The following is a 14,553-nucleotide window of genomic DNA, read 5'->3' on the forward strand; positions in this document are numbered from 1 at the left end:
CATGTTGACCTCTTCTTTCATAAATAATATGCATGCACATGCAAATAAATAGTCGGCACGTCGAGACGATCATTTGTGACCCTGGCATGCTCAATCGACCACTCATCGGTTGGGAGACAGGGCCAATCCTTCAAACAATCATCCTAACGGAGAACGACAATGCATTGGATGTATCTGGCAATCGCAGTGATCTTTGAAATCGCGGTCGCAATATCGGCAGGAAATGCCAAGGGTTTCTCTCATCCCTGGTGGACTGCCGCGACGTTGGTCAGCGGCGCAATCGCGACAGTTTTCCTTAGTTTTGCGCTTCTCACTTTCGACGTTGGTGTTGGCTACGCCATTTGGACCTCTACAGCAGGCGTCGGCATTGTCGTTCTGGGCGCGATTTTTTTCGAACAAAGATTGGACTGGAGGAAAATCGCTGGGATCGCCCTGGTAATCGGCGGGGTCATCGGACTTCGGCTCAGCGGCGCGGCATAAAAATAGAGCGACAACATCTGACGTCAGAACACCAGATCAGAAAGGATATGGATATGACAACGAACGCGAATACGGGGCGCGCGTGGTTCATGCTGCTGCTCGCCGGTCTCTTCGAAATCGGTTACGCGCTCAGCGTGAGCGGGAGCAGGGCTTTCACGATACCGAGTTGGTCCATCGCCGCCGCAATCTTCTTCCTGCTGACACTTTATTTTCTCAGCGTGTCCCTCAAGACCATCGACGTCGGGCTTGGCTACGCGGTTTGGGCAGGCATTGGCGCGGTCGGGGCGGCCGTCTGCGGTAGTCTCCTACTGGATCAGCCGTTGACTCTCACCCAGTCGTTCTGGCTGGCGATTATCATCGCCGGGGTCGTGTGGCTGAAGCTCGCCGACAGCGTCAAACTCCCCAAGGGAGAGACCGGGCTGTCATAGCGCCGTCCGCTTGAAGATGTTATTGTATGAGCATACATATGGGTTAGTATTTCCTTCCTCCAGGAGCTTGCCCATATGTCCTCCAAACACGATGCGTGGCTGAAACTTGCCCAAGCCGTCGGCAACGTCGAAGTCGACCTCGGAAAAACGATGCAAACCGCCTGCGGACTTGGCTTATCGGAATATCGTGCGCTGGAGGCGCTTTCCCGCTCACCCACCGGTGAATTGCGGATGCAGGATCTTGCCTCGCATCTTTGCCTCAACCAGAGTTCGGTTTCCAGGCTCGTGGAACGTCTGGAACGGACAGGCCTCACGGTCCGGGATCTTTGTCCGGACGACAAGCGCGGTGTGTATACCGTTTTGACCGATAGTGGGCGTACGCGCATCGATAGCGCCCGCACCTTTTATAAAACAGCACTGGATGCTGCAATAAAACAGCATGGCTGCGAAAAGGCGCTTGCAGCGCAATTCACTCCTTCAGCCCAAGCGTAGACGACCACCCGGTTCCGGCATCAAATGACTTTGCTTCCGACAGCATCGCCTCGACAAAAAGGCCGGGCCGCATTCCGCGACCCGGCCTTTCCTTAAAAAATCAAACCATTGCTCAGAGAGCAGCGGTCACGATGAACTCAACCTTGTAGTCCGGCGTCGCCAATGGTGCGCCGCTAGTGGCGCGGGCCGGAGGGTTTGCCGGGTCGATCCAGCCTTCCCAGACAGCGTTCATTTCGCCGAAGGTGGACATGTCGGAGAGGTAGATGATGGTCTGCAGGATCTTCGACTTGTCGGAACCGGCAGCGGCCAGCAGGCGGTCGACTTCAGCGAGAGCGGACTTGCTCTGTTCCGTAACGCTCGTGCCTTCGCCAACCTGGCCGGCCAGATAAACGGTGTTGCCGTGAACGACGGCGCCGCTCATGCGCTTGCCCGGTTCGATACGCTTGATGGTCATGGAAAACTCCTGTTGATTGGCATTAAAAATCGAAGATGCGCGGAAAATCAGCCGCGCAGGTGATGGGTCTTTTCGTAAATCGCCGTCGAGCGCGCGCCAGAGCGGCAATAGCCGAGCATCGGGCGCTGCAATTCGTCCAGCGCATCCACCATGCCGGCAACGGCATCGGCGTCGACGCCATAGCGGCCGACCGGCACATGCATGATGGTGAGGCCAAGCTGCTCGGCACGCTCGGCAATATCGGCAAAAAGCGGCTGGCCGTCTTCTTCGCCGTCAGGGCGATGGCAGACGATCGACTTGAAGCCGAGCGCCTTGACCTCGTCAAGATCAGCGACGCTGATCTGTCCCGTTACCGAATATTCGTCGTCAATGCGCCTGATATCCATGTCATGCCTCCGCTGGCCGTCACCCTTGAAATCCGCATCCGATGTAAGCGGTCAAAACCGCGGCGTCAATGACGGGCGATCTTCATTCGGTACGGCTCAGAGGATGGAAAAGTGCAGGCCGAAGGAACGGCTTTCGCCCGGCTGGAGAATATTGAACTCGCCGGCAGCCTCAAGCTCGCTCCGCCCGACCCAGCGATGCGAAACCGGCTCGATGCCGAGCACATTGGCCGGCGCCTGCTGATTGCGCCACATCTGCAGATAGGGCAGCGTTTCCGTACGGAAACGCACGGTCAGCGTCTTCCCGCCGATGGCCGCGACCGGACCGAGCTTCAGTTCCGCCCAGTCATCATTGCCGGCAGAAACGCAGAAAACGCTGCCCGGCTCTTCGCCGAAACGCCAGCCATGGCCCCCGCCATGCAGCATCGCGCCCTCAAGCCGCACGGCATCGTCGAACAGCCGCGCGCCGATATTCATGTGATACATCAGGAACACCGGGATCGGCCGCCCGGAAGTGTTGACGATCCGGTCGTCGAGACTGACTTCACCGCTCTCACCATCGATGCGCCACGTCCGCTCCAAGAGCGCAGTGCAACCATCGGCAAGCTTCACGGGAACCTCGACACGCGCCAGCGCATTGGTCTCATGAACGTCGAAGGCGATGATGGTCGCGGGATGCGAGGACAAGGAGCCATGCAATGGATACCGGCGTCCTTCGACGTCACCCTCGATAGGCTCGGGATGGCGGATATGATCAGGACCGCAGGTGAAGAGAAACCCTTCGAGCGAATGATCGATGCGCGCATCGCCATCGTCGGGAATGGCGCGGCCCGGTGCTATGTCGATGCCGTCAACGACGCAAGCGCCGATATCGAAAACGGAGGTTTCATCGAGGAAAATGCGTGGCGATTTGCCGGCCTGAAATGAACGCAAGACAACCTCCCTGTGGCAGCAAAAACGCATGGTTCACGGAAACGCTACTAACCGTGACGGAAATTAAGATTGCATTAACCGCGAATTCACCTTTTTCACAATAGGGTCAAGATTGCGGTGTGTTTATCGGTGAACAAGCAAGGGATAGCAGAATCGTGAAACAGTTTCTTAACGCAGCTCTGGGTTTGACGGTCGCCGTGGCGTCGGTTTTCACCCCGCTACAGGCTGGCGCGCAGCAGCGTTATGGTTATGAGCAGCCGGTTCTGGTGACGCCGGACGGTCGCGTGCTCGATTTCGTTCCCGAACGCGGCGATATCGTCATCAGCCGCGACGCGATGGGACGCACGGTGTTTTACGACCAGTATGGCAATCTCCTCGCCACCGAAATGCCCTCCGGCTACCAGCAGCGGCAACAGGCGCGCCAGCGCGACACCACCTATTATCCGCCCGCCCCCGGCGGACGGTATCGTGAGCCGCAACGCGACTACGGCTATCAGGACAATGGCAGCGTGCGCGATTACCGCGAATATCGCGGCGACGGCTCCGACGAGAATTTCTACACCGGCTCCGTTCCCGCACCCGGTGCGGTTGAAAGCGGCCCGCTCGGCCAGCCGATGCCGGGCGAAAGCACCACGGCCGCGGTTCCGCAGCCGGAGCACCTGATCGAGCGCCACACGCCGGTGACAACGCCAGTCAATCGCTCGCGCCAGGAAATCGTCGCGCTCCAGACCTTCCTCGACCGTGAAGGCATCTCGCCCGGCGTTATCGACGGTAAGATGGGCGACAACGTCAACAAGGCGATTGCCGCCTGGCAGGACATGACCGGCGAAAAGCTCGATCCGAACAATTCCGACGATATTCTGGAGCGCCTGCGCGCTTCCGGCGGTATGCCTATTGTCGACTACACCATCACCGCCGCCGACGCCGCCGGCCCCTATGTCGCCTCCATCCCGGACGACTATGCCGAGAAATCGCAGCTGCCTGCCCTCTCCTTCACCTCGACTTCGGAAGCGCTCGCCGAACGCTTCCACATGGATGAGAACTACCTGAAGGAGCTGAACCCCGGCATCGATTTCTCCGTACCCGGCACCATTATCAAGGTCGTCAATCCGGGCGAGACGAAAAAGGGGCAGGTTGCCCGCATCGTTGCCCATAAGGGCATCAAGCAGGTCTTCGCCTATGGTCAGGACGGTAATCTGATTGCCGCCTATCCCGCCACCATCGGCTCCACGGATACGCCTTCACCGAGCGGCACTCACACGGTCGAGCGCGTCGCGCTCAATCCGGGCTACACCTATAATCCGAAGATCAACTTCAAACAGGGCCAGAACGACAAGATCCTGCAGATCCCGCCGGGTCCGAACGGCCCGGTCGGTACGGTCTGGATTGCCCTGTCTAAGCCGACCTACGGTATTCACGGCACCCCGGAACCGTCCAAGATCGGCAAGACCAACAGCCACGGCTGTATCCGCCTGACCAACTGGGATGCGACCGAACTGGCGAAAATGGTCCGCCCCGGCGTCGTGGTCGAATTCGCCGAATAATCGAGCGCAAGAAAACAGAAAGCCCGGCGGTGTGATCCGCCGGGCTTTTCTCGTTATGGGTGTTTCAGTCGCGCTTTTCCGTCAGGAAATACAGGAGCGCCGCTACCGGCAAGGCGAAGCCGATCCACGAGGCGGCCTGCCATTCACCGACGGCATAGGCCCAGCCACCCACGGCGGAGCCGATGGCACCACCCATGAAGAACGTCGCCATATAGATGCCGTTCAGGCGGCTGCGGAATTCCGCCCCCAGCGTGAAGATCGCCCGCTGGCCAAGCACCAGATTGGTGGTGACACCGAAATCGAGAACGATGGCTGCGACGACCAGAATGGCGAGCGCCAGATGCGAGGCTTCGGGTGCAAGATGCGTGACGGCGAAGGAGAGCGCCACCGCCGCCAAGGCAAAGAAGGTGGCCGCACGCGTCCAGCCACGATCCGCCATCCGCCCGGCGATCGGCGCGGCCACGGTGCCCGCCGCACCGGCCAGTGCGAAGAGCGCAATCTCACCCTGGCTGAGATTGAAGTGCGGTCCGCTCAGATAAAGCGGCGTCGTGGTCCAGAACAGGCTGAAGGCGGCAAACAGAAAGGCGTGATAGATCGCCCGCCGCCGCAGGATCGGCGTGTGAAGCGCCAGCCTGCCCATCGAAGCCATCAATGCGCCGTAGCTCAGGCGCGCATCGGGCACACGGGCGGGCAGAAGCCGGAAAAGCACCACAGCAAGAAGCGCCATGACGGCCGCCGAGGTCAGAAAGACGCCACGCCAGGACACCACTTCCGACAGCAGGCTGGAGACCGGCCGCGCCAGCATGATGCCGGCCATCAGCCCGCTCATGACATTGCCGACCACCCGGCCGCGAATGGCATGCGGCGCCATGTGAGCGGCATAGGGAACGATGACCTGCACCGCCACGGAACTGACGCCAACCAGAAAGGCGGCAATCAGAAACGGCGCCGCATGCGGGGCAAACGCCGCGGCAGCGAGCGACAGCACGGCCATCGAGACGGAACTGACCACCAGCTTGCGATTTTCGATGAGATCACCGAGCGGCACGACGAACAGCAGGCCGATACCATAACCGATCTGCGTCAGCGTCACGATCAGGCCAGTAGCACCGGCGGAAAGACCAAGCTCCGCTCCGATGATGCCTGCTAGCGGCTGTCCATAATAAAGATTGGCTGCAATCAGCCCGCAGGCTGTCGCCAGCAAAAACGTCAGAGCCGGGGAAATGGATGTTGCCTCAACATCATCCCCATCGATTACACGCGTCGTCATCATTTTCTCCAATATGGAAACGAATGTTTCCTAAATAGTCACAAAATCAATCGGCAAGCTTCATGGCTATATCCACCACGGCCACCATGTCTTTGAGGCTGCGCCCGGTTTTTCCCACCACGCGCATGCCGTACATTATGCATAGCATCGCCCGGGCGAGATCATCCGGGTCGGCCTTCGACTGCACTGAACCATCCTTCTGCCCTTCGGTGATGATGCGGGCGACGATCCGTTCCCTCGCCTTCACGGCCCGCTCGACCACGACGGCAATGTCGTCATCCAGGGCGGCCAGATCGGCAGCGGCACCAACCACCAGACACCCGTCCGAACCTACACCGCCATGGGATCGTTCGGCATAAAACATCAGCCCCGCCCTCAAACGCTCATAACCGGTCTCGAAGCCGGCCACTGCCGCTTCGAAACGCTCGGTCTGCACGATCCTGTAGCGCTCCATCGTGGCGATGAAGACAGCCTTCTTGTCCTTGAATGCCTTGTAGAGACTGCCCTGCGCCAGTTCCATCGCATCGGTGAGATCACCGACCGAGGTCGCGTGATAGCCGCGCCGCGAGAAGACCCGGATCGCGCCGTCAAGCGCACGATCGAGATCGAACTCGCGCGGCCTGCCGCGGTGGCGCTGTTCCGGGGAATTGGACTGGCTGAAATTGCTCATGAGCGAAATATAGGAAACGATCATTTCCAAATCAAGCGAAAAATTTCGCGCCGTGAGGAGGCCATAGGAAGCGCCTCTTAACGGCGCCTCTCCTCCGCATTTTGCGGGAAGCCAATTTCATCCAAAGTCGCATTCTCCCTGCAACGAGCGGGGAATCGCAAAACCGAGTCAGGCAGCCCTGCGGGTCACCAAACGCGCCAGATGCGCAACGCGCCTTGGAAGTCTTTTCGGCAGGAGGCTGATGACTTCCTCGGCAAAGGCCGCCGCATTTTCGACCGCCTTGTCGATGTTGCTGACCTTCTTGCCATCCAGACAGAGAAGCGTGCCGCCATAATCGAAAATATCACGATAGGCCGCCCGCTCGACGATCGCCGTATTGAGCATGGACACGTTCTTCTTCGAAAGCAGCATCTTGACGAGCAGCAGCGAACGGGTCGCAACCATGGCATTGACCCGCGTCAGCACGATGGAATGGGCGATCTCCTTGCCCATCCTGCGGTTCAGGAATTCGATGTGATCGAGCACTTCCGCAGCACCCCGGGCATCCATGGCCGAGCCCTGAACCGGGATCAGCACATGATCGGAGATACCAAGCGCCATGGTCAGAAGCGGCGTTTTCGCGCCTGGCAAATCGATGATGAAACAGTCGGTATTGGCCCGGTTCTCGCGAATGTGCGCCTCAAGCGAAGCCATCGTCACATGCGAGATCACCGCCAGATTTTCTACGGAACCGGACAGATCGTACCACCGGGAAATCCACAATTGCGGATCGGCATCCAGAACCGTCACGCGATGGCCGCTGCGGGCCAGTTCGGTTGCCAGAAGCAGCACGGCCGTGGTTTTCCCGGCACCGCCCTTGGTATTGGCAAAAGTGATGACTGACATGATACCCCCTGTTGGTCAGAGCCGTTTCATGCTCATTCACGCACCGACGTCTTCATGGTGCTTTCCATAATCTTAACGAACAGGGTTAATAAAAGGCTAAGAACGGTTATCCGGCGCAACAAAAAGCCCGCGGTTGCTATCGCGGGCTTCATGAATTACAGGCAGTATCTTGGCTGTCCTAATGCAGGACACGACATTGCCGCTCATTTCTTCTCCCCGCCGGGGAGAAGGTGGCCCGAAGGGTCGGATGAGGGGGACGGCTCTTCGTAATCTCTACCCTCGCCCCCTCGTCCCGCTGCCGCGACCTTCTCCCGGCGGGGAGAAGAAACACGCGGCACCCGCTCGACCCTTAAAAGCCCGGCGAATGCTAAGTCTTTATTCAGAAGCAGTCCTCGAACAACTTCTTCGTATTCTCGAGCGTCATCGGCACCGGATTGCCACCGCAGCTCGGATCCTTGATCGCTTCCGCCGCCAGTTCGTCGATGCGATCCGGCTTGATGCCCATGGCGGTCAAGTTTTCCGGCACGCCGAGTTCCCTGCGAAGCTCCAGCACATAATCATAGAAGCCGTCGAAGCCGCCGGAAATGCCGAGATAGGCGGCCGCGCGGGCAATCTTGTCTTCGATGGCCGGGCGGTTGAACCGCAGCACCGCCGGCATGACGACGGCATTGGTCATGCCGTGATGAGTGTTGTAGACAGCGCCGATCGGGTGCGAGAGCGAGTGGATGGCGCCGAGGCCCTTCTGGAAGGCAACCGCCCCCATCGCCGCCGCCGCCATCATATTGGTGCGCGCCTCGATATCCGTGCCGTCCTTATAGGCGCGCGGCAGGAATTCCTTGACGAGCCGCAGCCCCTCCAGCGCCACGCCGGCGCTCATCGGATGATAGAACGGCGAGGAATAGGCTTCCAGGCAATGGGCGAAGGCATCCATGCCGGTGCCCGCCGTGATGACCTTCGGCATGCCGACCGTCAGTTCCGGATCGCAGATGACGACACCCGGCAAGAGCTTCGGATGGAAGATGATCTTTTTTACATGGGTCTGCGAATTGGTGATGACGCTGGCGCGGCCGACTTCCGAACCCGTGCCCGCCGTCGTCGGAACGGCAACGATAGGCGCAATCTTGGAAGCGTCCGCCCGGGTCCACCAGTCACCGATATCCTCGAAATCCCAGACCGGGCGCGTCTGCCCGGCCATGAAGGCGATGGTCTTGCCGAGATCGAGGCCCGAGCCGCCACCGAAAGCCACGACACCGTCGTGACCGCCATCCCGATAGGCCTTCACGCCGGCTTCCATGTTGATTTCGTTCGGGTTTGGATCGACCTCGGCAAAGATCGCCCGGCCGAGACCCGCCTCTTCCAGCACGTCGAGCGCATGCGCGGTGATCGCCATATTGGCAAGGCCGCGATCCGTCACGAGAAGCGGCTTCCTGATGCCGAGCGTCTTGCAGGCTTCCGCCAGTTCCTTGATCCGGCCACGGCCAAGCTTGACGGCGGTGGGGTAGCTCCAGTTGGCGACGATATTCATTTCGTGACTTTCTTCAGATGGTAGGATTTCGGACGGGTCAGGTTCTGGAAACCGAGGACGGAAAGTGAACCGCCACGGCCGGTTTCCTTGACGCCGGTCCAGCAAAGGGCGGGATCGAGATAATCCGCGCGGTTCATGAACACGGTGCCGGTTTCGATCTCGCGGCCGATGCGTCCCGCGCGGGCGGCATCCTGCGTCCAGAGCGAGGCGGTCAACCCGTATTTGCTGTCATTCATCAGCGCGATGGCTTCGTCGTCATTCTTCACCTTCATGATCCCAACGGCCGGGCCGAAAGTTTCTTCGGTCATGAATTCCATGGAATGATCGACATTGACGAGCACTTGCGGCGCGACATAAGCGCTCTCGCCGTCATCGGCCGGGAAAAGCTTCGGATCGACCAGCGCCTTGGCGCCCTTGGCAATGGCGTCGGCAATCTGCGCCCGCACCACCTTGGCAAAACGCTTGTTGGCCATCGGCCCCAGCGTGGTTTCTTGCTCCAGCGGATTGCCGAGCTTGTAGTTGGACACCCACGCCACGGACTTCTCGACAAAGGCGTCATAGAGGTTTTCGTTGACGTAGATACGCTCGATACCGCAGCAGCATTGACCGGAATTATAGGTCGCACCATCCATCAACGTATCGACGGCGGCATCGAGGTCGGCATCCTCCATCACGTAGCTGGGATCCTTGCCGCCGAGTTCAAGCCCGAGACCGGTGAAGGTGCCGGCAGCGGCGCGTTCGATGGCACGGCCGCCTTCCACCGAACCGGTGAAATTGACGAAGTTGAACAGGCCCTCGGAAATCAGCGCCGAGGTCGTACCGTGGTCGAGGAAGACATTGATGAAGACATCGTCAGGCACACCGGCCTCCACAAAGGCCCGCACCATGCGCTCGCCCACCAGCAACGTCTGCGCCGCGTGCTTGATGACAACCGTATTGCCAGCCATCAGGGCAGGCGCGACGGTGTTGATCGCCGTCATGTAGGGATAGTTCCACGGCGCGATGACGAAGACGACGCCATGCGCCTCACGCTCGATGCGGCGTTCGAAATTGCCGCTTTCCTCTATGACGAGCGGCGCCAGCGCATCGGCGGCAATAGAGGCGACATAGTTGGAGCGCTCGTTAAAGCCCTTGAATTCGCCGCCATAACGAACCGGACGGCCCATCATATGCGCCAGTTCCGGCACGACGTCATCAACCATTTCGTTGAGTCGCGCGACACCCTTCAGAACCAGCTGAACGCGGTCCTCAAGCGGGCGTCGAGCCCAGTCTTTCTGCGCCTTGCGCGCTTTCGAAACGGCGGCCCGCGCCGCCTCCAGCGACATCGCCTTCCGTTCGGCATAAACCGAGCCGTCGATGGGCGAGATATTCTGGATCATGGTCATGATGTTTTCCCGTAATGATTAGGCTCGTTCGAAACCGCGCGCCACTTCCCAGTCGGTCACGCGGCGGTCGTATTCTTCCTGTTCCCACGCCCCGGCGCGGACGTAATGATCGATCACATCGTCGCCAAAGGCGTTGCGCAGCATTGTCGATCCGTCCAAAAAGGCGGTGGCGTCACGCAATGTCTTGGGTATCTCGCGCACGTCCTTGCCGCCATAGGCGTCGCCGACAAAAGCGGGCTCAAGTTCGAGTTTATTTTCGATGCCGTCAATGCCCGCCGCAAGCAAAGCCGCCATGGCGAGATAGGGATTGAGATCGGAACCGCCGACGCGGCATTCGATGCGGATGCCCTTCGTTCCCTCGCCGCAGAGACGATATCCGGCGGTACGGTTGTCGAGGCTCCAGATCGCCTTGGTGGGCGCAAAGGTGCCGGCCATGAAACGTTTGTAGGAATTGATGTAGGGCGCCAGGAAATAGGTGATCTCGCTGGCATGGGCGAGAAGCCCGGCAACATAGTGCCGCATCAACTGCGACATGCCATGCTCGGCGTCCTTGTCGAGGAAAGCGGGTTTGCCATCCAGGCTCCACAGCGACTGGTGGATGTGAGAAGAACTTCCGGCAGCATTGTAGTTCCACTTGGCAAGGAACGTCACCGCCTTGCCCTTCGACCAGGCGATCTCCTTGGTGGCGTTCTTGATGATGGCGTGCCGGTCGGCCATAGTCAGCGCCTCGGCATAACGCACATTGATTTCCGCCTGGCCGGCAGAGGCCTCACCCTTGGAATTCTCGACCGGAATTCCCGCACCCTGCAGGCCCTTGCGCAACGCCCGCATGACGTCTTCTTCCTTGGTCGTCTGGAAGATATGGTAGTCCTCATTATAACCGCTGGCGAGGTTCAGGTCTTTATAACCGCTGGCGCGCGCCGCGTCGAAAGTCTGGTCGAACAAGAAGAATTCCAGTTCCGTCGCCATAAAGGCCTTCAGCCCCATCGCCTCAAGCCGCGCCACCTGCTTTTTCAACAGCGCGCGCGGCGAATGCGGCACTTCTTCATGGGTGTGATGATCGAGCACGTCGCACAGCACCAGCGCCGTGCCTTCCAGCCATGGCACACGCCGCAACGTCGAGAGATCGGGTTTCAGAACGTAGTCGCCGTAACCCTTTTCCCAGCTGGAGGATTTATAGCCGGGAACGGTTTCCATCTCCATGTCGGTGGCAAGCACGTAATTACAGCTATGGGTTTCCTCAAAGGCGCTTTCGACGAAGAACTCGGCCTGAAACCGCTTGCCCATCAGACGCCCCTGCATGTCGACAAGGCAGGCCAGAACCGTGTCGATGCGCCCCTCAGCGACATCCATCTTAAGCGCGTCGAATGTATAGCTCGTCATTTTATCCGTTCCCTTTATTGTCGTGACCGGGCGGCCGTATAAGGCCGCCCGTTTGTTTGAGCATCAGGCCTTTGCAGCCGCCGCTGCCATGGCAGCCTGCTTGTGCTCCAGCGCGAATTCCTCCTCCGGCGACAGGATGAGGCGATGACGACCGACGAGGCCGAAATAGGCAATCGCCACAGCAAACCAGACGGCAACCCAGAGCACGCCCTTCGTGAAGTTCGGATCCTGGATCTGGTAAAGCAGCGTGACGATGGCGATGATGATCGTCAGCACCGCACCCGGAATACCGAAGGGCGACCGGAACGGCCGCTCGATATGCGGCAGGTTCTTGCGCAGAAGAATGAAGGAAATCGCCTGCATGATATAGGAGAACATCGCGCCAAACACGGCCATGTTCAGAAGCACGCTGCCGATGATGCTGCCGCCCTGCTCCGCACCCAGCGAGAACCAGATGACCAGCATGACCGCGAGTCCGACTATGGCGCCGGTGATATTGGCCACGTATGGCGTGCGGTATTTCGAGTGGGTGATGGACAGCACGGTCGGGAAATAACCCGCACGCGACAACGAATAAATCTGGCGGCCCTGCGCATAAAGGATCGTATGGAAGCTGGCGATAAGGCCCGTCAGAGCCACGAGACCGAGCACCACCACGCCGCCATCGCCATAGATCGCCTTGAAACCGTCCAAAAGCGGCTCAAGCGACGAACTGAGATGGAAGGCGCCGACGCCCGGCAGCGACGGGTTGAGCAGCACGATCATGAAGGCCGAAACCATCAGCGTAACCATACCAAGGATGATTCCCTTCGGCATGTCGCGTTTCGGATCGACGGATTCCTCAGCCGCCAGCGGCAACTGCTCGATGGCGAGAAACAGCCAGACCGCGAAAGGCAAAGTGGCGAGAACGCCTGAAAAACCGAAGGGGAAGAAGGAACCGCCACCCTCCGGCAGTTCCACCGCCTTGCCGTCAGGTCCGACACCGATGTTGAGCGCAAAACGCGAAAAATCGATGTTGGGAATGGCGCTGATCCAGAAGAACACCAGAACGGCAAGCGAAATCAGCGTGATGACCAGTGTCACCTTGAAGGAAAGCTCAAGTCCGAAGACGTTGAGCCCGAGGAAAATCGCATAAAAAACGATCCACACGAAAGGTGAATAGGCCGGATCGAGGCCGAGAATGGAGTTCACATAGGCCGTGATGAAGGTGACGACGACCGCCGGCGTCAGCACATATTCGACATTTTCGCAAAGCCCGGTGATGAAGCCGCCCCATGGCCCCATGGCCGTGCGGGCGAAGGAATAGGCCGCACCCGTATGCGGCAGGGCCGGGCTCATTTCGGCAATCGAAAATGTCAGCCCGAGATACATGATGGCGATGATGATGCCTGCCACCAGCATGCCGCCCCAGCCGCCGGTGGAAAAGCCGAAATTCCATCCGGAAAAATGCCCGGAAATGACCGCGCCGACGCCAAGCGCCCAGAGCGACCATACGCCCGCATAGCGGGATAGTCCGCGTTTTTCGAAATAGGATGCATCAGCCTTCTTGTAGCTGACGCCTGACGATGAACTGTCCATGCCCTTCTCTCCTGAATAAGAAAAAAACAAGCCAGTCAGCCATTATTGGCCGATTGTGCCCCAGTTTCCGGCTTCACCCGGGTGTCTCCCGCGATTGGCCGCACGCACTTGCTGTTCCCTTGCCGCTTTGTTTTTTCGGCTGCATGGCCGGTTTTTATAAAATGGCGGCAGTCTTATCTATCGGCCGGCCCCGGTGTTTTCACCATCGGCCGGCCATAGCTCCCTCACTCATCGATTGATGAGAGCGCCTTCCCCATAAGCTCATGGAGAAACCCGGCGATTTCCGCCTGTTCTCCTTCACTGCTGATGAGATCGTTGCGGATCTCGATCATGACGTTCAAAAGCCCGTCCGGCAGCGCATGCAGTCGCAGCGTATGCGTCACGCCGTCTTCCGGGCCATAGGGATCGTTGCGATTGACCGTGAGCGAGCAGCCTTCCGCGCCCGCCAGCATCGCATCCGCAAGACGGCTGTCGGCATCGTGCAGGATGCCGATCTCAACCTTTCGGAACCGGCCGTGATAAACCGGCGTGAAACTGTGGATGGTCACCACCACCACTTTACGGCCGGCCGCCTGCCGCGCGGCGATGATCTCGCTCACCCGGTCATGAAACGGCACATAAAGCGCGGAGGTGCGGGCGAACCGCTCCGCTTCGCTGAGATCGAAATTGCCGGGAATATCGTAAATCTCGCTTTTCACCGGCATGGCGGAAGGCGATTCGGGCGGCCGGTTGCAATCATAGACGAGGCGCGAAAACCGCTGGTAGACAAGCGTGGCGTCAAACTTTTCCGAAAGCAGCCGGGCAACTGCCAGAGCGCCCGGATCCCAGGCCACATGGCTCGAAAGCACCTCCGGCGAAAGGCCCAATGTTCCGTATTTTTGTGGCATGGCAGCGGACGCATGTTCGCAGACGAGGAGGACGTCGCCCTTCGCCGCCGCATTCTCGATGCCGACGGCCTGCCCTTCCGCTTCTGTGAAAAACCGTGACCGCACCGTCATGCACGAACCCCGCCCGGAAACCCCGTCGCTCCGTCAATGTCGAAAAGAATTCTTCACATTATCGCGAGTGTCAAATGGAATTTTGAAATTTTCTCTTCATTTTCCCATTGACTCGATAGCGGGCGCGGATGTTTATTTTAGCCAT

15 protein-coding genes are annotated in these 14,553 nt (G+C 59.3%); 4 read left to right on the forward strand and 11 right to left on the reverse strand.

What is annotated here, in order from left to right:
- The first annotated feature begins 159 nt into the window (after positions 1-159).
- From O9X91_RS04825 to O9X91_RS04835, 3 genes are all read left to right on the forward strand, one after another.
- Positions 160-480, forward strand: coding sequence for a DMT family transporter (locus O9X91_RS04825; protein ID WP_077981763.1), 321 nt, complete (start codon positions 160-162; stop codon positions 478-480).
- Between the two features lie 53 nt (positions 481-533).
- Entirely contained in the window at positions 534-908 is a 375-nt protein-coding gene (locus tag O9X91_RS04830; protein WP_089153205.1) for a DMT family transporter, read from the forward strand.
- Positions 909-983: 75 nt separating this feature from the next.
- Positions 984-1,400, forward strand: coding sequence for a MarR family winged helix-turn-helix transcriptional regulator (locus O9X91_RS04835; RefSeq protein ID WP_077981651.1), 417 nt, complete (start codon positions 984-986; stop codon positions 1,398-1,400).
- A gap of 112 nt (positions 1,401-1,512) precedes the next feature.
- Here the strand turns inward: O9X91_RS04835 and O9X91_RS04840 are convergent, their stop codons facing one another.
- The 3 genes from O9X91_RS04840 to O9X91_RS04850 all read right to left on the reverse strand — a co-directional run bounded on the left by O9X91_RS04840 (position 1,513) and on the right by O9X91_RS04850 (position 3,170).
- Positions 1,513-1,854, reverse strand: coding sequence for a RidA family protein (locus O9X91_RS04840; RefSeq protein WP_003494829.1), 342 nt, complete (start codon positions 1,852-1,854; stop codon positions 1,513-1,515).
- 47 nt (positions 1,855-1,901) lie between these two features.
- Positions 1,902-2,240 (reverse strand): protein tyrosine phosphatase family protein, encoded by a 339-nt coding sequence (locus O9X91_RS04845; RefSeq protein WP_046798035.1) that lies wholly within the window; start codon positions 2,238-2,240, stop codon positions 1,902-1,904.
- Positions 2,241-2,336: 96 nt separating this feature from the next.
- Positions 2,337-3,170, reverse strand: a complete 834-nt coding sequence (locus O9X91_RS04850) for an aldose 1-epimerase family protein (RefSeq protein ID WP_142911635.1) — start codon at positions 3,168-3,170, stop codon at positions 2,337-2,339.
- 155 nt (positions 3,171-3,325) lie between these two features.
- On the opposite strand from O9X91_RS04850, the gene O9X91_RS04855 reads away from it, so the two are divergent.
- A complete protein-coding gene (locus O9X91_RS04855) occupies positions 3,326-4,714 on the forward strand; it encodes a L,D-transpeptidase family protein (protein WP_137410710.1) in 1,389 nt (462 codons plus the stop codon).
- A 64-nt stretch (positions 4,715-4,778) separates the two neighbouring features.
- Here the strand turns inward: O9X91_RS04855 and O9X91_RS04860 are convergent, their stop codons facing one another.
- The 8 genes from O9X91_RS04860 to O9X91_RS04895 form a co-directional block, all read right to left on the reverse strand.
- Positions 4,779-5,984, reverse strand: a complete 1,206-nt coding sequence (locus tag O9X91_RS04860; protein ID WP_193559306.1) for an MFS transporter — start codon at positions 5,982-5,984, stop codon at positions 4,779-4,781.
- A 46-nt stretch (positions 5,985-6,030) separates the two neighbouring features.
- The gene (locus O9X91_RS04865; RefSeq protein WP_142911637.1) at positions 6,031-6,678 is read right to left on the reverse strand and encodes a TetR/AcrR family transcriptional regulator; all 648 of its coding nucleotides are present in this window, start codon (positions 6,676-6,678) and stop codon (positions 6,031-6,033) included.
- Between the two features lie 144 nt (positions 6,679-6,822).
- A complete protein-coding gene (locus O9X91_RS04870) occupies positions 6,823-7,539 on the reverse strand; it encodes a ParA family protein (RefSeq protein ID WP_142911638.1) in 717 nt (238 codons plus the stop codon).
- 379 nt (positions 7,540-7,918) lie between these two features.
- Entirely contained in the window at positions 7,919-9,064 is a 1,146-nt protein-coding gene (locus O9X91_RS04875) for an iron-containing alcohol dehydrogenase (RefSeq protein ID WP_142911639.1), read from the reverse strand.
- Entirely contained in the window at positions 9,061-10,449 is a 1,389-nt protein-coding gene (locus O9X91_RS04880; RefSeq protein ID WP_142911640.1) for an aldehyde dehydrogenase family protein, read from the reverse strand. Before O9X91_RS04880 ends, O9X91_RS04875 begins: the two co-directional genes overlap by 4 nt.
- Positions 10,450-10,467: 18 nt before the next feature.
- Positions 10,468-11,832: a glutamine synthetase family protein gene (locus O9X91_RS04885; RefSeq protein ID WP_142911641.1), complete on the reverse strand. Its 1,365-nt coding sequence runs from the start codon at positions 11,830-11,832 to the stop codon at positions 10,468-10,470.
- Between the two features lie 63 nt (positions 11,833-11,895).
- Positions 11,896-13,410, reverse strand: a complete 1,515-nt coding sequence (locus tag O9X91_RS04890) for an amino acid permease (RefSeq protein ID WP_142911642.1) — start codon at positions 13,408-13,410, stop codon at positions 11,896-11,898.
- 224 nt (positions 13,411-13,634) lie between these two features.
- Positions 13,635-14,408, reverse strand: coding sequence for an N-formylglutamate amidohydrolase (locus O9X91_RS04895; RefSeq protein ID WP_142911643.1), 774 nt, complete (start codon positions 14,406-14,408; stop codon positions 13,635-13,637).
- Between the last annotated feature and the right edge of the window lie 145 nt (positions 14,409-14,553).

The organism is Agrobacterium salinitolerans, assembly GCF_027498475.1.
Lineage (GTDB): Bacteria > Pseudomonadota > Alphaproteobacteria > Rhizobiales > Rhizobiaceae > Agrobacterium > Agrobacterium salinitolerans.